Annotated in this window: 22 protein-coding genes; 8 read left to right on the forward strand and 14 right to left on the reverse strand. The window is 70.9% G+C overall.

From position 1 onward, the window contains the following. Positions 1 to 5: 5 nt before the first annotated feature. Positions 6 to 1214, reverse strand: a complete 1209-nt coding sequence (gene glmU, locus C466_RS10690; RefSeq protein WP_004596100.1) for a bifunctional sugar-1-phosphate nucleotidylyltransferase/acetyltransferase — start codon at positions 1212 to 1214, stop codon at positions 6 to 8. 84 nt (positions 1215 to 1298) lie between these two features. After that, a complete protein-coding gene (gene glmM, locus C466_RS10695; RefSeq protein ID WP_004596099.1) occupies positions 1299 to 2639 on the reverse strand; it encodes a phosphoglucosamine mutase in 1341 nt (446 codons plus the stop codon). Between the two features lie 98 nt (positions 2640 to 2737). On the opposite strand from glmM, the gene C466_RS10700 reads away from it, so the two are divergent. Continuing rightward, entirely contained in the window at positions 2738 to 4102 is a 1365-nt protein-coding gene (locus C466_RS10700; protein WP_004596098.1) for a hypothetical protein, read from the forward strand. Positions 4103 to 4180: 78 nt separating this feature from the next. Then, entirely contained in the window at positions 4181 to 5092 is a 912-nt protein-coding gene (locus tag C466_RS10705; RefSeq protein WP_004596094.1) for an NAD-dependent epimerase/dehydratase family protein, read from the forward strand. Between the two features lie 29 nt (positions 5093 to 5121). On the opposite strand, the gene C466_RS10710 is transcribed toward C466_RS10705, so the two are convergent. Together C466_RS10710 and C466_RS10715 are read right to left on the reverse strand one after the other, a co-directional pair. Next, positions 5122 to 5331: a hypothetical protein gene (locus C466_RS10710; protein WP_049908349.1), complete on the reverse strand. Its 210-nt coding sequence runs from the start codon at positions 5329 to 5331 to the stop codon at positions 5122 to 5124. Next, entirely contained in the window at positions 5324 to 5587 is a 264-nt protein-coding gene (locus C466_RS10715; RefSeq protein WP_049902166.1) for a hypothetical protein, read from the reverse strand. The genes C466_RS10710 and C466_RS10715 overlap by 8 nt, the downstream gene beginning before the upstream one ends. A gap of 146 nt (positions 5588 to 5733) precedes the next feature. Here C466_RS10715 and C466_RS10720 point away from each other — a divergent pair, with 146 nt between their 5' ends. Next, a complete protein-coding gene (locus C466_RS10720) occupies positions 5734 to 6999 on the forward strand; it encodes a saccharopine dehydrogenase family protein (protein ID WP_049908348.1) in 1266 nt (421 codons plus the stop codon). A 99-nt stretch (positions 7000 to 7098) separates the two neighbouring features. Here the strand turns inward: C466_RS10720 and C466_RS10725 are convergent, their stop codons facing one another. The 5 genes from C466_RS10725 to C466_RS10745 form a co-directional block, all read right to left on the reverse strand. Further along, complete coding sequence (locus C466_RS10725) at positions 7099 to 8019, reverse strand: NAD(P)/FAD-dependent oxidoreductase (protein WP_004596090.1); 921 nt, start codon at positions 8017 to 8019, stop codon at positions 7099 to 7101. A 248-nt stretch (positions 8020 to 8267) separates the two neighbouring features. Beyond that, the gene (locus C466_RS10730; RefSeq protein ID WP_004596088.1) at positions 8268 to 9173 is read right to left on the reverse strand and encodes a 4Fe-4S binding protein; all 906 of its coding nucleotides are present in this window, start codon (positions 9171 to 9173) and stop codon (positions 8268 to 8270) included. A 126-nt stretch (positions 9174 to 9299) separates the two neighbouring features. After that, positions 9300 to 10028, reverse strand: a complete 729-nt coding sequence (locus C466_RS10735) for a type 1 glutamine amidotransferase (RefSeq protein WP_049908347.1) — start codon at positions 10026 to 10028, stop codon at positions 9300 to 9302. Between the two features lie 132 nt (positions 10029 to 10160). Next, on the reverse strand, positions 10161 to 11165 hold the full coding sequence (locus tag C466_RS10740) for an arsenic resistance protein (protein ID WP_004596084.1): 1005 nt from the start codon (positions 11163 to 11165) through the stop codon (positions 10161 to 10163). A gap of 457 nt (positions 11166 to 11622) precedes the next feature. Then, positions 11623 to 12594 (reverse strand): phosphoadenosine phosphosulfate reductase family protein, encoded by a 972-nt coding sequence (locus tag C466_RS10745; protein WP_004596082.1) that lies wholly within the window; start codon positions 12592 to 12594, stop codon positions 11623 to 11625. 137 nt (positions 12595 to 12731) lie between these two features. Here C466_RS10745 and C466_RS10750 point away from each other — a divergent pair, with 137 nt between their 5' ends. Beyond that, entirely contained in the window at positions 12732 to 14075 is a 1344-nt protein-coding gene (locus C466_RS10750) for an alkaline phosphatase family protein (protein WP_004596079.1), read from the forward strand. A gap of 36 nt (positions 14076 to 14111) precedes the next feature. On the opposite strand, the gene C466_RS10755 is transcribed toward C466_RS10750, so the two are convergent. The 4 genes from C466_RS10755 to C466_RS10770 are packed head-to-tail and all read right to left on the reverse strand — an operon-like array spanning position 14112 to position 18233. Beyond that, entirely contained in the window at positions 14112 to 15479 is a 1368-nt protein-coding gene (locus C466_RS10755) for a hypothetical protein (protein ID WP_004596077.1), read from the reverse strand. Then, a complete protein-coding gene (locus tag C466_RS10760) occupies positions 15476 to 16558 on the reverse strand; it encodes a M48 family metalloprotease (protein ID WP_004596075.1) in 1083 nt (360 codons plus the stop codon). The genes C466_RS10755 and C466_RS10760 overlap by 4 nt, the downstream gene beginning before the upstream one ends. Before the next feature lie 25 nt (positions 16559 to 16583). Further along, on the reverse strand, positions 16584 to 17351 hold the full coding sequence (locus tag C466_RS10765) for a hypothetical protein (RefSeq protein ID WP_004596073.1): 768 nt from the start codon (positions 17349 to 17351) through the stop codon (positions 16584 to 16586). 24 nt (positions 17352 to 17375) lie between these two features. Further along, positions 17376 to 18233 (reverse strand): DUF7847 domain-containing protein, encoded by an 858-nt coding sequence (locus C466_RS10770; RefSeq protein ID WP_004596071.1) that lies wholly within the window; start codon positions 18231 to 18233, stop codon positions 17376 to 17378. A gap of 88 nt (positions 18234 to 18321) precedes the next feature. Between C466_RS10770 and C466_RS10775 the strand changes: the two genes are divergently transcribed. The 3 genes from C466_RS10775 (at position 18322) to C466_RS10785 (ending at position 20163) form a co-directional block, all read left to right on the forward strand. Then, positions 18322 to 18879 (forward strand): TIGR04206 family protein, encoded by a 558-nt coding sequence (locus C466_RS10775; RefSeq protein ID WP_004596069.1) that lies wholly within the window; start codon positions 18322 to 18324, stop codon positions 18877 to 18879. 90 nt (positions 18880 to 18969) lie between these two features. Beyond that, complete coding sequence (locus C466_RS10780; protein WP_004596067.1) at positions 18970 to 19902, forward strand: ZIP family metal transporter; 933 nt, start codon at positions 18970 to 18972, stop codon at positions 19900 to 19902. 39 nt (positions 19903 to 19941) lie between these two features. Then, positions 19942 to 20163, forward strand: coding sequence for a hypothetical protein (locus tag C466_RS10785; RefSeq protein ID WP_004596065.1), 222 nt, complete (start codon positions 19942 to 19944; stop codon positions 20161 to 20163). 27 nt (positions 20164 to 20190) lie between these two features. Here the strand turns inward: C466_RS10785 and aroC are convergent, their stop codons facing one another. Next, positions 20191 to 21378 (reverse strand): chorismate synthase, encoded by a 1188-nt coding sequence (gene aroC, locus C466_RS10790; protein ID WP_004596063.1) that lies wholly within the window; start codon positions 21376 to 21378, stop codon positions 20191 to 20193. Positions 21379 to 21607: 229 nt separating this feature from the next. Between aroC and C466_RS10795 the strand changes: the two genes are divergently transcribed. After that, positions 21608 to 21829 (forward strand): hypothetical protein, encoded by a 222-nt coding sequence (locus C466_RS10795; RefSeq protein ID WP_004596061.1) that lies wholly within the window; start codon positions 21608 to 21610, stop codon positions 21827 to 21829. The last annotated feature ends 306 nt before the right edge of the window (positions 21830 to 22135 follow it).

The raw sequence follows: 22135 nt of genomic DNA on the forward strand, positions 1-22135 counted from the left end.
GGGCGCTACTCCGAGAGCCGGTCGCGCGTCAGCGCCTCGCCGGGCCCGGTCGTCTCCCCCGCGCCGAGCACCACGCCCGCGTTCAGCGCGGTGTTGATCCCCGTCTTCGCCTCATCGCCGACGATCGCGCCCAGCTTCCGCCGGCCGGTGTCGACGCGGTCGCCCTTCACCGTCTGCCGGACGTTCTCGCCGTCGTGCCGCAGGTTGGCGACGTTCGTCCCCGCGCCGAAGTTGACCCCGCGACCGAGCACGGAGTCGCCGACGTACGAGAGGTGGCCGACGGAGGCGTCCGCCATCAGCACCGAGTTCTTCACCTCGACCGAGTGGCCGACGTGCGCGTCGGGCCCCACGACGGTCGCCCCGCGGACGTATGCGTTCGGTCCCACGTCGGCGCCCTCGCGGATCAGTGCCGGTCCCTCGATATAGGCACCCGAGCGGACCCGCGCGCCCTCCTCGACGACGACCGGTCCGTGGAGGTGGACGTCCTCCTCGACGGTGCCCGAAACCTGAACCTCGTCGGCGAGCTCTGCGAGCGTCAGCTCGTTCGCCTCCAACAGCTCCCAGGGGCGCCCGACGTCGAGCCAGGTGCCGTCGTACCGCGCTACGTCGATCCGGCGGCCGTCGCCGAGCAGGAGGTCGATCGTCGTCGTGATCTCGTACTCCCCGCGCTCGCTTTCGGGCGTGCGGTCGATGTAGTCGAACACCTCCGGCTCGAACGCGTAGCAGCCGACGTTCGCGAGGTTCGTCGGCGGGTCGGCGGGCTTCTCGACGATGTCCGCGAGCGAGCCGTCCTCGGCGGTCGAGAGCACGCCGTACGCTCGCGGGTCGGGGACCTCGGTGGCCGCGACGGCCGGCGCGCCCGCGTCGGCGAGCGCCTGAGGCAGCGACGCGTCCACGACCACGTCGCCGTTGAGCACGAGGAAGTCGTCGTCGACGACGGGTTCGGCCTGCGCCACGGCGTGGGCGGTACCCAGCGCTTCCGCCTGCTCGACGTAGTGGACCGGGCGGTCGCGGTACGACTCGCCGATCGCCTCCCGGATCGCCTCGCCGCGGTAGCCCGTCACGACGACGAACTCGTCGACGACGTCGCGGGCCGTGTCGAACACCCGTTCCAGCAGCGAGCGGTCCCCGACGGGGAGAAGCGGTTTCGGTCGGCGGTCCGTCAGCGGTCGCATCCGGGTCCCGCGGCCGGCCGCGAGCACGACTCCGTACATGTCCGAGGTCGACGAAGGGGCGGGGCTTATCGCCTGCGGTCGGCCGCGGCGGTCGCGGGTCGAGCCGCGCATCGATGTGGGTCGTCAGTCGAGATTCGCGGCAGCCCGCTCGACCAGTTCCCGCGCCGTCTCGAACAGCCCCTCCGCGTCGCCCTCGTCGCGCGCCTCCGCGGTGATCCGCACCAGCGGCTCGGTGCCGCTCGCGCGCACGAGGAACCAGCCCGCGTCCGTCCCGACGCGGATCCCGTCGAGCGTCGAGACGTCGTCGAACTCCTCGCCGGCCAGTTCCGCGACGCGCTCGACGGTCGCCCGCTTCGCGTCCGTCCGTATCGAGTCCCGGCGGATCGGGTAGTCGGGGAGGTCGTCGACGAGCGCGGCGAGCGACCCCTCGGCGCCGACGAGGGCGGTCAGGACGCACGCCGCGAGCGGCCCGTCGGGACAGAGCGTCCGCTCGGGCCAGATCCACGCGCCGCTGGGCTCGCCGCCGAAGGCGACCCCCGGCTTGGCGGCCTCGGCGGCGACGTACGCGTCGCCGACCGGCGTGTACGTCACCTCGGCCCCCACGTCGGCGAGTGCGTCGGCGACGAGGAGGCTCGTGTCCACCGGGACCGCGACGCGGTCCCCGTCGCCGGCCTCGCGGCGGGCGAACAGCGCGAGCAGCGCGTCGCCGGCGACGAACCGCCCGCGCTCGTCGATCGCCATCATGCGGTCGGCGTCGCCATCGTGGACGACCCCGAGGTCGGCGTCGGTCGTCGCGACGACCTCGCAGGCGGTCTCGCAGTTTGCCGCGGTCGGCTCGCTGGGCCGCCCGGGGAACCGCCCGTCGCGCTGGCCGTTGAGCGTCTCCACGTCACAGCCGGCCGCGTGGAGCGCGTCGGCGGTGACGCGCCCGACGCCGTTGCCGAGGTCGACGACCACCGAGAGGTCGTCCGGGAGCGAGACCGACTCACGGAGCGCGCGCTCGTGGCGTCGTCGGGCGTCGCCGCCCGCGATCACGTCGTGCTCTTCGACCGTTCCTATCGCGTCGGCCGCCGCGAGGTCGAAGCTTTCCGCCTCGACGATGTCGGTAATCCGATCGTTGCGCTCCTCGCCGAACGCCCGCCCGTCGCTTCGCCACAGCTTGATCCCGTTGTCGGGCGCCGGGTTGTGCGATGCGGTGACGACGACGCCGGCGTCCGCGCCCTCGCGATCGACCGCCCGCGCCACCGTGGGCGTCGCCTCGACGCCGACGTCGATCACGTCCGCGCCGCACTCGGTGAGCCCCGCTGTGAGCGCCCGCGTGAGCATCCGGCCGCTGTCGCGGGCGTCGCGCCCCACCACGACCGTCTCCGCGCCGTCCGTCGCGAGCGCGCGCCCCACGTCGAGCGCGAGGGCGGCCGTCACATCCTCGCCGACGGGACCGCGAACGCCGCTGGTTCCGAACATACCACGGTCGTCGCCGCCCACCGCAAAGACGGTTCGGGACGGCGGCCCGAACCGAATCGCTCCAAGGCTTTTACCGATCGAAACCCGCAGCCTCGCGCATGGTCCCCGACCCCTCATCGGTCAGCAGACGGACGGTCTTGGCGACGCTCGGCGGCGGCGTCGCAGCGCTCGCCGGCGGCACCGCGGTCGTCGGCGCGACGGAGCCGACGGCGCTGCCGGACCCGATCACGGACGCGGCGACGAAGTACTACCCGACCCCGCCGGAGGTCGACACGCTCTGGCGGCCGCCGGTGACCGAGGCGCACGCCCGTGCGGCCGTCGAGACGCTCGCGGAGACGGTCGCCGAGAGCCGGCGTCGGTGGGACGCGATCGGCGACGTCGACGACGAGGGCGCGCCGATCACGACGGATGCCGGCGGCTGGCTCGAGGACGCCCGCGAGGCGCTCGACGAGGGCGACCACGACACAGCCCTGTTCCGCGCGCGGTACGGCCTCCAGTTCGCGGGCGAAGCGCTGGGGTACGCCCGCGCCGAGCAGGACGCGATCGACCCGACCGACGTCCGGGACCGGGCGACCGCGCTGACGGAACGCGCGGAGTCGGTGGCGACCGACCTGCGCCCGTATCCGACGACGGACCCCGCCCGCGACCTCGGGTGGTACGTCCGCATCGAGGGCGAGGTGCAGTCGGCGAGCGCGCTGGCGGCCCGCGCGCTCCCGGACGACACCGACTCGGGGCAGAACGCCGACTCCGGGGGCCAAAGCGACGCCTCCGCCGACGCGATCGACCCGGAAGCCGCGGGTGAGGTGACGGCCGCGCTGCTCCGGGGCGAGGTCGACGCGATGACCGCGGAGCGGTATCGCGACATCCTTTTCGACCGCCTCGGGAGCGACACGGACCCGCACGCGGAGGCGTTGCGGACGGCCGCCGAGCGCTTCCGCGCCGCCCTCCCCGAGTACCCGTCCCGCGAGGACGCGCGAGCCCGGTACATCGGGGAGGTCGACCGGTACGGGCCGTGGGAGTTCGCGCACTCGCGGCTGGCCCAGTGGTGTCTCGGGTCGACCGCGCCCGTGCCGTGGCGGACGCCGATCGACGCGGACCTGCTCGCGCTGCGGACCGTCGCGGTCTCGATCGGATTGGCGCGTCGGCGGGCCCACGAGACCGCGGTCGACCGGCTCGTCGTCGAACCGGACGACGACGGGTTCGACTCGGGCCACGCGCTCGCCGCGAAGCGCCGGGCGCACGCGATGTATCAGTCGGTCGTCGGGAGCGACCCGTCCCCGCTGCTCGTCACGCAGATCGGCCGCGCGGTCGAGGACCTCCAGGTCGTGGCGGTCGGATTCGGCGGCGGCCGCGACCGGCCGATGTGGCGCGAGCGGCTTGAGGCGTACCTCTACGCGCTGGTCGGCCGAGCGAAACTGGAGGCGTTCCCGCCGCTGCGCGACGCGATTCTCGATCCGGCGTGATCGCGCCGGAACAGATTTCAGCGAAAAACTCCCGCCGAAACCGACACGATAATCCCGATGCCCCGACGAGAACGAAATATGCAGGACAAACGCGTCCTCGTCACGGGCGGAGCCGGGTTCATCGGCTCGAACCTCGCGAACCGCCTCGCAAGCGACAACGACGTGATCGCGGTCGACGACGGATACCTCGGCACGCCCGAGAACCTCGACGACGACGTGGAGTTCGTCGAGGCCTCCGTCGTCGACGGCGAGTTCCCCGTCGACGTCGACGTCGTGTTCCACCTCGCCGCGCTCTCCTCGCGGAACATGCACGAGAGCGACCCCCAGCGCGGCTGCCGCGTCAACGTCGAGGGGTTCGTCAACACCGTCGAGCGCGCCCGCAAGGAAGGATGTGAAACCGTCGTGTACGCCTCCACCTCCTCCATCTACGGGAGCCGCACCGAGCCCTCGCCGGTCGACATGGAGGTGGAGGCGCGCACCGCCTACGAGGCCTCGAAGCTCGCCCGCGAGCGCTACGCCGAGTACTACGCGAACCACCACGACATGGCGATGGCCGGCCTCCGCTTTTTCTCGGTGTACCAGGGGTTCGGCGGCAACGAAGAGCACAAGGGCGAGTACGCGAACACGATCGCACAGTTCGCGGACAAGATCGCGAACGGCGAGTCGCCCGAACTGTTCGGCGACGGCACCCAGACCCGCGACTTCACCCACGTCTCTGACGTGGCCCGCGCCTGCGAGCTCGCGGCCGATCACGAGCTGACGGGCGTGTACAACGTCGGCACGCAGGAGGCGTACTCGTTCAACGAGATGGTCGCGATGATCAACGACGCGCTCGGGACGGACATCGACCCCGAGTACATCGAGTGCCCGTTCGACGGCTACGTCCACGACACGATGGCCGACTACTCGCAGTTCCACGAGGCCACCGGCTGGGAGCCGGAAATCAGCTTCGAGGAGGGCGTCGAGCTGGTGTGCGAGCCGTACGAGTAGGGTAGAACGCGGTCCGGCGACGGCGTGGGTCAGGACGCGTCGACCGCGCTGCCGGCGGCGACGAGGAAGCCGATGATCGCGGTGACCAGCCCCACCATCCCGATGGCGACGGCGCCGATCTGGAAGGCGTCACCGGACAGCCGCTGCGCGGTGAGGAACAGGAAGACGGTCGTGACGAAGCCGACGAGCGCTAAGATTCGCCCGAAGCGGCCGGTGTCGAATCCGGGTTCGTTAGACACGATTGAGGATCTCCTTGAGGACGCCCTGGTACTCGTCGTCGGTGGCGGCGTTCCCGAGCGAGTGGATCGACTGACAGATCCACAGCCCGGCCGTGAAGTTGATGAACGCCGCCATCGAGACGGTGCCGACCTGTCCCTCGACGAACAGCCCCGAGACGACCGCTCCCACGAACCCCACCGCCATGAGCGCGTGCGTGACGAGCGATCGGGTCCCGAAGTCCGCGAGCTGTAGTGACAACCGAGTGCCGACTGGCATATCCGTTATTGCGGCTGTGTATGTAAAGAGGTAGCGCGTCACGCGGGATCGGCGTCGCCGTCGTCTTCCCCGTTCGCGCTCGTTTGCCCGCTTGACCGACCCTGCCCCCAACCAGTTTACCGTCGGCGCCTCGTAGCCACGCTCGAATGATGGACGCCGATCCGACGCACGACGTCGTGGTGTGGGGCGCGACCGGGGTCGCCGGGCGGTTCACGGCCGAGTACCTCACCGAGCGGTACGCGCCCGAAGAGCTCTCGCTGGCTGTCGGCGGGCGGAATCGAGAGAAACTCGACGCGCTCGCCGACGACCTCGCAAGCCGCAGCGACGCGTGGAACGACGTGCCCGTCGCCGTCGGCGACGCGACCGACCCCGAGAGCCTGCGGGCGATCGCTCGGGAGACGCGCGTCGTCTGTACGACGGTCGGTCCGTACACCCGACTCGGGACGCCGCTGGTCGAGGCCTGCGTCGAGGCCGGCACCGACTACTGCGATCTCACCGGCGAGGTAAACTGGGTGCGCGAGACGATAGACCGGTTCCACGAGGCCGCGGTCGAGTCCGGCGCCCGGATCGTCCACGGCTGCGGGTTCGACTCCGTCCCCGCCGACCTCGGCACGCTGCTCGTCCAGTCGTTCGCGAGGAAGAGCTACGGCGCGCCCTGTGAGACGGTCCGGATCTACCTCGACGGCGGCAGCGGAAGCGTCAGCGGCGGCACGCTGGCGAGCTTCGGCGAGCTGTTCGAGGCGGCCGCGACCGACCCGCTCGCCCGGGAGACGCTCCGGAACCCCTACTCGCTGGCGCCGCGCGGCGAGCGGAGCGGCGTCGACCCCGGCGAACAGCGCTGGCCGCAGCGAGACGCGCTTCGAGGCGGGTGGAGCGCTCCCTCGCCGATGGCGCCGGTGAACGAGCGCGTGGTGCGCCGGAGCAACGCGCTCCTCGGCTACCCGTGGGGGCGCGAGTTCCGGTGTACCGAGGTCGTCCCGACCGGGACCGGGCTGCGGGGCGCTGCGACGGCGGGCCTCGTCGCCGGCGGTCTCGGGGCGTTCACGGCCGCCATGTCCGTCGGTCCGCTGCGCTCGGCGCTCCGACGGCACGTCTTCCCCGACCCCGGCGAGGGGCCGACGCGGGAGGAAGCGGAAGCCGGGAGCTTCCTGATCCGACTTCTCGGGCGCGGCACGGGCGCTGACGGTCCCTTCACCGTCGAGGCCGAGTTCGGCACCGACCGCGACCCGGGATACGGCGCGACCGCGCGGATGCTTGGCGAGTCGGCCGTTTCTCTGGCCCACGACGAGGTCAACTCTCCCTTCGACGGCGGCGTGTTGACACCGGCGTCGGGGATCGGCCTCCCGCTCGCGGAGCGACTGCGCGAGGTCGGGTTCACCGCGTCTGTCGGGGAGGCGTCTGACGACCGCTGATCCGCTGATCCGAGCGTCGGCTCGGAACCCCCGTCTGCCCCCACACCGCTGGGGACACAGAGTCGATGGGCCCGGGCCACCTCTCGGCGAGTAAGCCGGTCAGGCCGGCTGCGAGTCCAGCTTCTTGTAGTCGATGTAATCGGCGCCGCGGAGCTCCTCGAGCAGGTTGATTGCCGCGCGGGCGCCCTCGCCGACGGAGGTCGCGATCTGCTGGTGGCCGCCGGTGACGTCGCCCGCCGCGTACACCCGGTCGACCGGCGTCGACTGGTCGGGGTCGGTGACGATGTCGTCGCCGTCGACGGGGACGCCGAGCATCTCCGCGAGGTCGGTGCCACCGGCGGTACCCAACGCGACGAAGAGTCCGTCGACCGGAATCTCGTCTCCCGCCTTCGTCACGACGGCCTCGAGGACCTCTTCGCCCGTGAGCCGGTCGAGGTCGTCGGTGATGACAGGGATCCCGGCGTCGTCGACCCGCTCTTTGAGCTCCTCGCCGGCCTCGAACGACGACCCGTTGGTGAGGATTCGGACGTCGTCGGTGTAATCGAGCAGCATCAGCGCCTCCGTCGCGGCGTAGTTGTCGTTGCCGACGACCGCGACGGGACTGTCGCGGTAGAAGTACGCGTCGCACTCGACGCAGTAGGAGACGCCGTGGCCCTCGTACGCCTCGACGTCCGCGATGGCCGGCCGCTCGTAGTCCGCGCCCGTCGCGATGACGACGCCGTCGACGACGTACTCGTCGACCGTCGTCTCGACGCGGTACCGCTCGCCCTCCGGCTCGATCCGAACGACTTCCTCCTCGACGATCTCGGCCCCGTACTTCCGGGCGTGTTCCCGCCCCAGATCGACGAGCTCCGGACCGGTGACGCCCTCCGGGAACCCGTAGACGTTCTCCATGGTGTCCACGTCTCGGGTCGTCCCGCCCCCGTCGTCAAACACGAGCGTTCGCTTGTCCGCGCGGGCCGTGTAGATGGCCGCGTTCAGTCCCGTCGGTCCGCCGCCGATGATCGCGACACCAGACATCTGTATTGTAACAAACGCACTATACTACCTTATGCGTTGCGCCCGCTGGGCGTGCGAGAGTCGACCCGCATCGGTCCGCCGACGATGATTTCCGGCCCCGAAGCGCTCTCGACGACCGGTTCTGTACTCCTCGACGCCCCCTTCCAACTCGCCGACGATCGACGCGACCGGCACCAGCGCGGCCTCGTTGTGTAGGTTCCACACATTCCCGGCTGGGCGATGAAGGCGGGCCGTCGGGTCGCGGTCGGCTACTCTTCGTCGAGCGACAGCGCGTCCGTCGGACACTCCTCGACGCAGGCGGCGCACTGGAGGCAGTCGGCGTGATCGACGACGCCGTCGACCTCGCGGGTCGACCCCTCGAGACCGCCCGGCGAGAACACGTCGCCGTGGTCCGTGACCTCGCCCTCGGCGTACTGCCCCGGACGGATCTCCTGTCGGCAGACCGTCCCGCAGCGACCGCAGCTCACGCAGGCGTCCGCGTCGACCTCGACGCGCGGCGCCGAGTCGCGGCCGAGCGCCTCCGCGACGCGGTGGACGGCGTGCGAGAGCGTCCCGGCCGGGCAGATCTGACACCAGGCCCGCTGGTGATAGGCAACCCCGAGGCCGACCGCGACGAGCGTGCTGACGCCGAGCATCGTCAGGAAGGGCACGCCGAGCGACCCGCCCTGCCGCCACGCGGCGTGGAGTCCCGTCCCCAAGAGTCCGAACGCCGTCAGGGCCACGGCCGCGCGGGTCAGCGGATGCTTGAACCAGTCCGGTGTCCGTCTGCCACGGCTGAACAGGCGGACGTAGCCGTCGAGCATCCCGCTACGCGGACAGAGGTGATTACAGTAGAACCGGCCGCGGACGGCGCCGACGCCGACCGCCGCGGCGGCGCAGCCGACGACGCCGACCCCCGCGACGAGCGGGTACCAAAACGCGGCCGCGAGCAACCCGACGAAGGCGACGCCGAGGAAGCGCTGCCAGCGTCGCCGTCGTTCGATCGAGTCATCGTCAACCGGCCGCCGACGGATCGTGTCGAGCCCCCGCTTGTCGAACCACGACTCCCCGTCGCGTACCCGTCGGACCCTCTCGACGAGTCGCTTCGTTCGCTCACCGGCCGTCACCGACCGCACCCCGTCCACGAGTTCGCTCGCTCGGTCTCGCAGGCTCATCTTCGACGCGGACGATCTTATCCGGCGCGTCAGAGTTAGTAGTTTGGAAAGAACACAATTCTACACAAGACTACCGTGCCGTGCCGCTCATCCGTCGCGACTCCGGCCCGTCGCGAGGTTCGGCGGTCACCTCGTCCGAGGAGGGATCGGGCCCGCCCGGCGGACCGGCTGGTGGCGCTCGGCGAGGCGCCGGAAGTTCTCGAATATCTGCTTGCTCGCCCGCGCCGCCTCGACGGATTCGTCGGTGATCCCGTCCAGCACGGAGCGCTTCCGATCGTCCGGAAGGTCCTTCCCCTCTGTCACCCAGACCGCCGTCTCGCGGTCGTACTCCGGGTGGAACTGTATCCCGTAGCTACTGCCGATGCGGAAGGCTTGGACGCCGTGGCCGTTGCGTGCGAGGGTCGCCGCGCCCGGGGGAAGTTCGGCGACGCGGTCGGAGTGCGTCTCGAAGCTGACGAACCGCTCCGGGAGCCCCTCGAACAGCGGGTCGTCGCCGAGGCGCACGACCCGCTCGTACCCGAGTTCGTACTCCGCCATGTCGACGACGCGCCCGCCCAGCGCCTGCGCGAGGAACTGGTGTCCCCAGCAGATGCCCAGCGTCGGGACGTCCGCCCGATGGACCCGACGGATCCACTCCGTCAGCTCGTGGATCCAGTCGCGGTCGTCGTACGCCGAGGTCTGCGACCCGCTGATGACGACGCCGTCGAACCGCCATTCGGACGCCGACACCGACGGCGGGAACTCGCCCTCGCTCGCCTTGTACACGACGACCTCCCCGTCGAGCTCCCGACGGAGGTTCGACTCCGCGGGCGTCTCCCCCACCGACGCATCGATCACTGCGAACGTTACGCTCATGTGTCTACCGAGGCGCACTACGGCCAAATTACTTTGTGTGTAATGTACTATACACACACTATCGATGTCGATCAGACGAGAGCCGGTTGCGCCCGTTCGGTGTGGAACCGCGGCGGCGAGGCGCCCGCCCGTTCAGACGATCTCCGCGATCGCTTCGCGGAGGGACAGTCCCTCACCGACGACGTCGCGCCGGTAATGCATGTAGACCGCGCCGAGTGGGGGCTGGATGACGTACGCCAGCGCGATCGGTAACACCGCCCCGGAGGGCACCGCGTCCCCGGCGACGACGATCGCCAGCGCGATCGACAGGTTTCGCATGCTGGTCGCGTACACGAGCGCGACGCCCCGTCGCGGGTCGAGCAGCGTCCGTCCGGCGGCCGCGGCGACGCCGAGGACCGCCGCGTAAAACACCACCAGCGGGACGACCGTCACCGCCGACGCGACGGGGTCCGCGAGGATCTGCCCGGACCGCATCGTCATCGCGACGAACACGATCAGCATCACGCCGAGCGACGACAGTCCGCCGAACAGCGGCTTCAGGCGCTTGAAACCAGCTGTGGAATACCGGCGGAGCAACAGCCATCGAGTGGCCGTCCCGGCGGCCATCGGGACGATCACCACCTGCGCGAGCTGTCGGTACAGCGCCGGGGGGTCGAACCCGATGTCGGCCGGCACGAGCACGGAGAGGTACGCCGGGAGGATCACGATCGCCGCCAAGAGGTTGACCGCCATCGCGACCAGCGCCGCCTCGAGGTCGCCGTCGGCGAGGCCCGTCCACGCGGCGGTCATCCCGGAAGTCGGGATGAGCGCGATGAAGTACAGACCGACGGCGTACTCGACGGATCCGCCGAAGAAGCCCCGCGAGAGGGCGACCGCGAACAGCGGCGCTGCGCCGAAGTTGATCAGCAGGCTCAACCCCACTGGACCGGCGTGGTCGCGGACGTTGATCACTTCCCGAAGGTCGATGTTGATCATCATCGGGTAGATCATCAGGAACAGGATCGGGACGACCGCGGCTCGCAGGAGCGCTTTCGTCCCCGAGCCCGCGACCTGGCCGAAGGCCAGCCCGGCGACCAGCGAGGCGACGACGACGTAGATGAGGTTCTCCTTGATTCCGGTGAGGAACGGCCGTATCATCTGAGGGACGTGTGCGGTTCGCGATGCGGGCGGTTGCCGTGGCGATACGCGCTCTTCCGTCGGGCGGGCGTTCGGTCAGTCATCTCTCGGGCATCCGGTCAGCCGGCCCTCGACGCCTCCGACCGGCTTCGGGACTCGATACACAGTAACGTGCGACACGACCAAAAATGTGTGGTTAGAACAATTCTACTGTCGCTCGTTCGGGCCGCCGTCCGTCGTGATTGTATCCGCACAAACGCGTACTGTGGGCTGAATCAGCTGGCAGTCGCAAATGTGGAGAGTCGAATTTCGAGAACGCACCCCGACGCGAAGATGTTCGATATGTCCAATAACATGCCGCCGATCTGCCAGTTAAAACCGAACGAAGAGGTAGTTCTGCCCTGTGGGAGTCTCGACAGCGCGGGGCTCAGATCGAAGAGAAGATCGTGGGTCGGCGGACCGCGCGCCGCTCGCGCGGTTACATGTAGCCGAGGTCGCGCAGGCGCTCCATCAGGTCCTCCTTGTCCTGGGCGCGGCCGGCGCGCTCGGTCGTGTCCTCGAGGTTCTGGAGCCACGCGGGCTCCTCGGTCGTCTTCTCCGTACTGACTTCGCTGCCGAGCGAGCGGAACCCGGCGAAGTACTTCGGCGAGATCGGCACGTCCTCTCGGGTGACCCCCTCGGGCAGGTCGTCGTCGGCCTGCGGGATGTACCCCTCGTCGGGGAACGCCTCGACGGTGTCCGGCACGACGAAGTTCCAGAAGGCGTCCCACACGTCGGCCTCCGCGAACTGGAGGATGGGCTGGATGCGGTCGTGCGGCGGGAACAGATCGGGGTCGTGGCGCGGCGAGAAGAACGTCTCGTCGGCGCGCGCCTCCTGCTCGTCCCAGCGGACGCCGGAGATGACGCCGTCGATGTCGTACTCCTCGAGGGCGTCGTTGAGCGCGACCGTCTTCAGCAGGTGGTTCCCGACGTAGGTGTCCAAGAGGAACGGGAACGAGTCCTCCTCGAACTCCAGGATCTCCCGGATGTGGTGCTGGTTGTGCTCCGAGAGCGCGTCGACGGGGATGTCGTCGCCCGGTTCGAGGCCGTGTTCCTCGACGTAGTCGCCGACGTCCTCGTTGCGGGCGTACACGAGGTCGATGTCCCACTCGTCGGCCCAGTGCTCGACGAAGTCGGTGATGTCGTCGAAGTGCTGGAAGTGGTCGATGAAGACGGCGGTCGGCTTCTCGTAGCCGTACTCCTCGGCGACCTGATTGATGAAGTACAGCGTCAGCGTGGAGTCTTTCCCGCCCGTCCACATCACCGCGGGGTTGTCGTACTGTTCGAGCCCGCGGCGAGTGACCTCGACCGCCTTCTCGATTTTGTGCTGGATCGACGGGTAGTCGTCGGGGGTCTCCCCCTCGCCGTCGGCGTAATCGACGTCGACGCTCGCCGGGAAGTCGTCGCTCATACGCCGTAGCTGTCGCCGCCGAGACGAATAGGCTTTCTGAATCGCGGTCGCCCGGAGGGGGTGCCGACCGGAGACCGCTCTCCACCGCCGTTTCGCGGAACACAAGGGATATGCCGGCCGCCCCGGAATCACCGGACATGGGTCTGTTCGACCGGCTCCGCGGCGACGACGACGAGCGCGTCGTCTTCCTCGGGATCGACGGCGTACCGCTCGACCTCGTCGAGGACCACCCCGAGGTCTTCGAGAACCTGACCGAGATCGCCGAGACCGGCTCCGGGGGCCGCCTCGAGAGCATTGTGCCGCCAGAGTCGAGCGCGTGCTGGCCGAGCCTCACGACCGGCGTGAACCCCGGCGCCACGGGCGTGTACGGCTTTCAGGACCGCGAGCGCGACTCCTACGAGACGTACGTCCCGCTCGGGCGCCACGTGGAGGCGACGCGCCTGTGGGACCGCGTCACCGACGCCGGCCGCGACGCGACCGTGCTTAACGTCCCCGTCACGTTCCCGCCGTCGACGCGGATCCAGCGGATGGTCTCCGGCTTCCTCTCGCCCGACCTGGAGTCGGCGTCGAGCGACGAGTCGGTCCGGGAGACGCTCGACGGCTTCGACTACAAGATCGACGTCAACGCCAAGCTCGGCCACGACGACGACAAGACCGAGTTCATCGAGAACGCGAACGCGACGCTCGACGCCCGCTACGAGGCGTTCGACCACTACCTCGCACAGGACGACTGGGACCTCTTCTTCGGCGTCTTCATGAGCACCGACCGAGTGAACCACTTCCTCTTCGGCGACTACGCGACCGACGGCGAGTACGCCGACGAGTTCCTCGAGTTCTACCGACGGCTCGACGGGTACATCGGCGAGATCCGCGACTCGCTCGACGACGACACCACGCTGATCGTCGCCTCCGACCACGGGTTCACCGAGCTGAACTGGGAGGTGAACTTCAACCAGTTCCTCGCCGACGAGGGGTGGCTCTCCTACGCGGACGACGACCACGACTCGCTGACCGACATCGACGGCGACACGCGCGCGTACTCGCTCATCCCCGGCCGCTTCTACCTCAACCTCGAGGGCCGCGAACCGGAGGGCGTCGTCCCCGAATCCGAGTACGAGGCGACGCGCGAGGAGCTCATCGACGACCTCGAATCGCTCACCGGCCCCGACGGCCGGCGGGTGTGCAAGCGGATCGTGAAAGGCGAGACCGTCTTCGACGGCGACCACGACGACATCGCCCCCGACCTCGTCGTCATCCCCGCGGACGGGTTCGACCTCAAGTCCGGGTTCGGCGGGAAAGAGGCCGTCTTCACCGAGGGCCCCCGCAACGGGATGCACAAGTTCGAGAACTCGCTTTTGTACTCGACCGATCCCGACCTCGACCTCGCCGACGCGAATCTCTTCGACGTGACGCCGACGGTCCTCGACCTGCTGGACGTCGACGTCGACGCCGAGTTCGACGGCGAGAGCCTGCTGGGCTGAGGGCGCCGAGGTCGGCCCGCTCGACCGATCTCGTCGCTACCCGAGCGGCGACCACCGCTCGCCCGGCGTCGCGCGGAACCCGTACGCCGTGTCGCCGTCGAGGGCGACCAGCCGCCCGCCGAACGCGAACACCTCCTCCGGCTCGACCCCGTCCGGAAACGGCGCCTCCCACTCCACCGATCCGTCGGCGCCGACTGCGACCATCCGCGCGTCCGTCTCACCGTTGAAGCCGCCTCCGTTCTCCGTGAGGTACGCGCCGGTCGCGTCGGCGGCGAGGTGGTCCGGGGGGAGGTTCGACCGCTCGAACGCGACCTCGCCCGCGGTGAAGTCGACCGCGGTCAGCGTCTGCCCCCGCGAGTAGTAGAGCCGGCCCGCTCCGGACGGGACCGCGGTCGGGCGGGCGCTCGGAGCGCGCGCGTCGAGCGCGAACCGACTGTCGAGGGTCCGGTCGTACCCGGTGAACGACGCGTCCGGAGCCCCGACCGCGACGGTCCCGTCGACGGCGACCAGCCACTCGTGGGTGCCGGCGACCGCGCGCTCGGCGATCCGACCACCGCCTCGATCGTATCCGACGATCGCCGCCCGGTCGCCACCGACAGCCGCGTCTTCGGGAGCGAGCGCCCACACGGTCTCGCCGTCGACCGCGACGCGCGACATCGGGTCGGCGACCGCCCCGACGCTCTCGCCGGTCCACAGGTCCGGGACCGCGAACGACGGATCGCCCGTCTCTGCGTCGACGACCGCGATCCCGCTCGGTCCGACCGCGAGCGCGAGCGCGTCGCCCGCACGGACGCCTCGCAGGGTCGGGCCGGGCCCGTGCCCCCCGTCGGCCGTTTCGCCGTCTTCGGACCCGTCCGTCCCGTCGCCGCCGGGTTCGGCCGCGAGGAGCGACCCGGCGTCGACCCGCCAACGGACCGGGTCGTCGGTCGATCTCCCCGTCGTCTCGCCGCCTCCGGACGGGTCGGTCGCCGCCAGGGTTCCCCCGTCTGAGAGGTCGACCGCCGTCACTCGACCCCGTTCAACCGGGAGGAACGCGGCGTCGTCCGCGACCGCAGGTTCGCCGACGACCTGTCGCTCCGTCTCGCCGACGCTCCGGACGGTCCCGTCCGGGGTGAGGACGGAGACCGCCGCGTTCGAGACGTCGCGCCAGACCTCCGCCTCGAAGTCGTAGCTGCGCCCGGACCGGTTCTCGACGGTGACCAGTCGGTCAGCCGTCGCGCGGTGCCAGACGTCGCCGCCGAACGCCAGCCCGCCGGCCCGGAGCGTGGCCTCCCACGCGAGGTCGCCCCCGCCGGGGACGTAGCCGCAGCCGGCGGTCACCGCCGCGAGCGCGGTCGCCGCGCCCGCGAGGAACCGGCGTCGAGCGGCGGCCGGCCGTCCGCGCCGTCCGTCGTCACCCGTCACGCCTCCTCACCCGCAAGCCGGCGGAGCCGGGCGATCCGCTCTCCGGTCGGGGGATGCGTCTCCGGGAACACGTCCGTGCTGACGAGCTCCTCGTCGCCGAACGCGCGGGCTTCGAGGGGAGCGAGGTACAGCGCCTCGGCGCCGCCGTCGAGTTCGCGGAGGTCCCGGTCGGGCACCTCGGGCATCGCCTCGTCGACGGTCCGGAGCGCGCTCGCCAGCGCGGCGGGCGAGCCGGTGATCTCCGCCGCGCCGCGGTCGGCGGCGTACTCGCGGTACCGCGAGAGGACGCGGTGGATCAGCACGCTCCCGAACCAGAACATCGCGGAGACGGTGAGCGTGAGGAGCGCGCTGACGGTGATCACCACGAGGCCGACGGCGAGCGCCCGGCCGTCGCGGTCGCCCCCGCCTCCCCCGCCGAACCGGAGGAGGTTGTACAGGCCGTAGAGGACGTAGAACGCGGCGATCGCGACGTAGTAGGTGACCGTCGGGAGCACCCACGCCACCGTCATCAGGCTCGCGTCGCGGTTCGCGAGGTGCGACAGCTCGTGGGCGAGGACGGCGTCCAGTTCGGCGTCGTCGAGCCGGTCGAGGAGCCCGGACGTGACGACGACGGTCCCGTCGTTCGGCGTCCCGACCGCGAACGCGTTCGGCAAGTCGGTGTGCTTGACCGCCACGTCCGGCGCGGGCAGGTCGGCCTGCGCGGCCAGCCGCGTCACCGCGGCGTGGAGCTCTGGGTACTCGTCGGGTGAGACGCGCCGCGCGCCGACCGACCGCAGCACGGTCCGGGGGCCGTACCGGTACTGAGCGGCCAGCCCGCCGAGGACGACGACCGCGAGGAGGACGGGGTCGACGTACACCTCGCCGGTGTACGGGCGCTCGTTCGCCCACTCCAACAGGGGCAGGCCGACCGCGTTGATCAGGAAGACGAACGCGTACACGAACGCGAACGGGAGCGCGATCACCAGCGCGGTCGCGACGACCATCCGGACGCGGAGCCCCCGGTCGGAGCCGTGCGCGCCGGGGCCGTCCGCCGAGGCCGGTCGCTCCGCGCCGCCGACGAAGGGGATGGAGGGCGACATCGATCGACCGGTTCGACGCCGAGAATTAAATGCTCTCGGTCGGCCGCGAGCACCGCAGACAGAGGATCCCGGTCCCGGCCCAGTTCACGTGGTTCGACCCGCAGTGCGGACACTGGTGGCCGTCGTTGTTGTACTCCGTCGTCCCCCGCGGCGCGGCGAAGTGGGCGTCGTCGACCGCGCGCTCGACCAGCCCGGGAAACCGTCGCTTCTTGAATCGGGCGCGGTGGGCGAGGAACTCGCCGGCCCGGCTCGGGTCGCTCCCGTGGAGGTCCTCCCACTTGATCGCGATCTCGCCGTCCGCCTGCCCCCGCGCGACCTGCTTGATCGTCGCGGCCGCGGCCCCGAAGAGGGGGGTCGTCGCGAGCGCCTGCGGGGAGTCGATCTCCTCGCCCGCGGCGGCGTACCGCTCCGCGGCGTCGTCGTACGCTCCGTCGGCGCCGCCGAGCCCGCCCGCGACTCGGAAGTCGGCCACGAACTCGCCGAGGCAGGCGGCCTGTCCCGGTGTCGAGAGGACTGACTCGAAGTCGCGGGCGGCGGCGATCCCCTCCGCCGCGCGTCGGCCCGCGCGCTCGTCGACGCCGGCGACCCGGTAAGCGACCGTCGCGGCGAGCAGCTGCTGAAGCCCCTGTCCGACCCACCCCTTCTCGTCCGGTTCGAACGGGTCGAGTTCGGGGCGCGGGTCGGCGAGCACGCGTCGCCCGCCGCGGGTGTAGCGGTCCCCGGCGCGCTCGTACTCCCGGGTCGCCAGCGCGTCGACCGCCGCGTCGTGGTGGCCGCCGTCGTCGGTGTTCACACGGTCCGTACGGCGGGCGGCGAGTTACGCTTGACGCCCCGCCGCGGGCGTCCGGTCCGAGCAGGCGCGGTAGAACGCCACGGAGTAGGTCACCCACAGCGCGCCGAGGACGCCGGTGCCCGCGATCACCCCGATCCCGACGCCGAGGGCCCCGAGCGTGCCGACCTCGACGGTCGGTACCCACGCCGGGACGGTTTCGATCCCCGGCGGCGGTGCGAGCGACAGCGACGCGGCGGCGACGAGGAGGCCGAACACCGCGCCGCCGGCGGCCAGGAGGACCGTGTAGAGGAACGCGGCTCCGAGGTTCGACCGCACGACGCGGACGCTGCGGCGGAACCCGGCGACGAGTTCGGCGCCGTCGACGACGATCGCGTGGGCGTAAAACTGGAGGAAGAAGGTGACGAGCAGGTACGCGGCGCACAGGCCGACGACGATGATCGCCAGCACCGCGAGGAGCGTGACGTCCTCGGCGGGGACGACGAGGAACCCGGCGGGCTCGCTCGCGACGCTGCCGGCGATCCCGAGGAGGGCGCCGAAGAACGCGAGGAAGCCGAACGCAAGGCTCACCCCGAGCAGCGCGAGGTACGCGACCAGCAGCGGGAGATAGTGTTCCTTCCCCCCCGCGACGAGCGTCGCGAGGCGCGTCGTCCCGTCGAGCGCTTCGTCCGCCATCGCGAGCAGGCCGCCTTGGAAGAGGGGAGCGACGAGGATCAGGGCTCCGAACGTCAGCGCGGACACCGCCGCGGACAGCTCCGGGTTCGCCGTCGGCCCCACGATCAGGTCTGGGAGCTGTGCGAGCGCGAACAGCGCCGACACGGCGATGAGGACGGGGTTTCTCGCGACGCTACCGACGGCCGGACGGATCGAGCGGAGGGCTGGCATGAGCGGTGGTTCTCGCGGTGGGATGTAAAAGCCTCCCGGCGTCCGCGAGGTCCCGACCATACTTACTCGCGGGCGTCGAAGCGCTCCCATGGAGGAACCGGACGGCGCTTCCCGCCCGGCGGCGGAACCGACGCCGCCGCCCGCCTCGCGGTCGGAATCCCCGTCGATCAGCGGCCGCGTCGAGTGGCTCCTCGTCGTCGCGCTGCTCGCGGTCCCGATGGCGGTCGTTCCGGGCGGCGACGACGCCCCGACGCTGGTGAGCCTGTGGGGGTTCGTGACGCTCGGCGGCGACGGGAGCGGGCTCGGCGGCTACCCCGTGTGGGCGTACTTCCTCGACCAGCCGCGGCCGTTCGCGACGCTCCCCCCGTCGATCCGGGCGTGGCCGCTCGCGCTCGGCTTCCACCTGCTCGCGGCCGGCAGCGCCACGAGCGGCGTCGCGCTCGGCCGCGAGGACCGCCGGGTCACGGGCGGCCTCCTCGTCCTCGCGGCGGCCGCGACGCTGTGGGTGGCCGCGGGGCTGGGCGTTCGGTTCGGCGTCGGCGCGACCGCCGGCTGGTTTGCCGTTCTCCCCGCAAGCGCGCTCGTGACGCTCGTCCTCGCGGTCGCGGCGTACGGACGGGACCTCCGCGGGATCGCGGTCCGGTAGCCCCTCGTGCGGCCGGTAGCCGCACACGCGGCCGGCCGGGCCGCGACCCGGCCGGCCGCATTTATGTCCCCGGCCCCGGAATCCGCGTCCATGACAACGCTGTCGGGGCTCTTGACTATCACCACCGTCGCGGGGCTCGCGACGGGACTGGGGGCGCTGCCGGTGTTCTTCCGCTCCCGCGTCACCCACCGCGTCTACGACGCGGCGCTCGGGCTCGCCGCGGGGCTGATGGTCGCCGCCAGCGTCTTCGGCCTGATCATCCCCGGACTGGAGGCGGGGACGCTCACGGCGGTGATGACCGGCGTGTTCCTCGGCGGCGTCGCGCTGCTCGGCGGGAACTACGCGATCCCGCACCTCCACGCGCAGTACCGCGAGTGGCTCCCCGAGGGCGGCGCCACCGGCGACGACGTCGAGTCGATGCCGACGAGCGACGAGGGGCTCGGGATGACCGCGGACGACCCGTCGCTCGGGAGCGGCGCCGACTCGGCCGGGGACGCCGGTCACGCGGCGTCGGAGTTCACCTCGGACGCAGACGCCGCGGCGACCGCCGAAGCCGACGCCGCCCGCGAGGTGACCCTCCGGAAGGCGCTGCTCATCGGCGGCGCGATCACCCTCCACAACGCCCCGGAGGGGCTGGCCATCGGGGTCGCGTTCGCCTCCGGGCTGGAGGAGGTCGCGCTGCTGCTCGCGGTCGTCATCGGGCTCCAGAACGTGCCCGACGGGTTCGCCTTCGCCGTCCCGATGGCCGACACCGGGATGCCGAACGCTCGCGTCCTCTGGTACACGACCCTCTCGGGGGTGGTCCCGCAGGTCGTCGCGTCTCTCTTCGGCTTCCTGCTCGTCTCGGTCGCCGCGGGGCTGTTCCCGATCTCGTCCGGGTTCGCGGCGGGGGCCATGCTCGCGGTGGTCTTCCGGGAGCTGATCCCCTCATCGCACGGGCACGGCCACGCCGACGCCGCGACCGGCGCGTTCCTCGTCGGGTTCGTGCTGCTCGTCGTCGTCGACGCGGTCGTCGTGGTGTGAGCCGCGCGCCCCCGCGACACCTCTTCAACGAGGCGCGCGGTGCCTCCGGACGTACCCGCGACCGTTTCGACGGCCGACGCCGACGAGACCTGCGCGTACTGCGGCTCGCGGATCTCCGATCACGACCCGATCCCCGTGCGCGGCCGCGACGACGGCTGCGGCTCGCCGACGTGCTTCTGTAACTACGCGTGCCTCTCGGCGCACGCCGACGAGCAGGACCTCAGCGCGGGGAACGCCTGCGAGTGGTCGCCGGGGGAGTAGAACGGCGGGGCTGCGAGTGGTCGCCCGTTACTCGTTCTCCGGGCTGCTCGGGTGGTACTCGGTGTCGTACTGTCCCGGGTTCCCGTCGACGCGGTCGGGGTTGATCCGGCCGGCGAGCAGCATGAAGTCGAGGACGGTGCAGTACAGCATCGCCTCGACGACGGGGACCGCCCGCGGCGGGAGGACGGGGTCGTGGCGGCCGACGACCTGGATCTCCTTCTCCTCGCCCGTCTCCCAGTCGGCGGAGCGCTGCTTCTTCGGGATCGAGGTGGGCGCGTGCCACGTCGCCTCGCCGTAGATCGGTTCGCCCGTGGTGATTCCGCCCTGAAGGCCGCCGTGGTCGTTCCCCTCGGGGACGGGGTCGCCCTCCTCGCTCTCGACGTGGTCGAACGACTCGCCGTCGTCGAACGTCCAGTCCTCGTTGCGCTCGCTGCCAGTCACGTCGACGGCGTCTTTTCCCAGCCCGAACTCGACGCCCGTCGTCGCCGGGATGGAGAACATCGCCTGTCCGAGCCGGCTCGGGAAGCCGTCGAAGCGCGGCGCGCCGAGCCCGCGCGGGACGCCGCGACACTCGAAGTAGATGGAGCCGCCGATGGAGTCGCCCTTCTCCTGGTACTCCTCGATCAGCTCCTGCATCTCGGCGGCCGCGTCCGGGTCGGCGCAGCGCACGTCGTTCTCCTCGCTGTTCGCGAGGAGCTGCTCGAAGCTCACCGGGTCGGCCTCGACGTCGCCGATCCGGTTGACGTGCGCTTTGATCTCCACGTCGTGGTCGGAGGCGTCGAGGACCTGTTCGGCGACCGCGCCGGCCGCGACCCAGTTCACCGTCTCGCGCGCGGAGGAGCGCCCGCCGCCGCCCCAGTTGCGCGTGCCGAACTTCGCCGAGTAGGTGTAGTCGCCGTGCGAGGGGCGCGGCGCCGTGACGTACGGCTCGTACTTCCCCGAGCGCGCGTCCTTGTTCTGGATCACCATGCCGATCGGCGTGCCGGTGGTGTAGCCGTCCTGGACGCCGGAGTTGACGACGACCTCGTCGGGCTCGCCCCGCGAGGTGGTGATCATCGACTGGCCCGGCTTACGCCGGTCGAGCTGCGCCTGAATGGCCTCCTCGTCGAGCTCGACGCCCGCGGGCACGCCGGAGACGGTGACGCCCATCGCGTCGCCGTGGCTCTCGCCGTAGGTCGTCAGCTGGAAGAGTCGGCCGAACCGGTTCCCGTTCATACCTTCACGTGTGGCCGGGGGCATATAGGGGTTGCAATCCGCGCAACGGAGCGGTCGGGGTTCGTCGGGAGCGGTCGGGGGTCGTCGGGAGCGGTCGCGGTCGGTTGAGGGCGGATGGCGGCGGTCGGTTGGGGGCGGACGGCGGCGGTCGGGTGGCGTCGGACGACGTAACGCGGCGCCCCGCCGCGCGACCGATGGGGGTATGTAACGGGAACGCGTTGGTGAGGGCGTGCGCGAACGTCTCACTTCGGACCTCGGCGTGTACGCCATCTCGGGGCTGTTCTCGCTCGTCGTCTTCGCGTTCGCCCTCTGGCTCCTCTCGCGGACGCTCCCCGGCGGGCTCGCGAGCCGACAGCTCGGGGGACTGATCGTCGGCTACCTGCTGTTCGTCGGCGTGTACACGACCGCGTGGTTCATTTACACCGGGATCGACAGCCGCGAAGAGGTGTGAACGATCCGTCCTCCCGCAGAGAGCGACGCTGACGGCCGGCGATGGCACAACGGGAGCGGCCGACACGCGGAGACTACAACGAGGCTTTGATTCATCGACCGTTTTTATACGCAGTGCCGGTATGCTCGGGTATGGTACGGCCCTCCCGTCGCCGCTTCCTCGGAGGAAGCGCCCTGACGCTCGCAGCGCTAACAGGTGTTCTCGCCCCCGAAACGGACCCGCGTATCGCTGATCGGCCGCGAGATCTTGCCGTCGATATCTCGGGCTCGTTCGCCGACGCATTCCTCCCCGTTCCGGTGGGAGAGG

The organism is Halorubrum distributum JCM 10118 (assembly GCF_000337335.1).
In the GTDB taxonomy this organism is placed as follows: domain Archaea; phylum Halobacteriota; class Halobacteria; order Halobacteriales; family Haloferacaceae; genus Halorubrum; species Halorubrum distributum.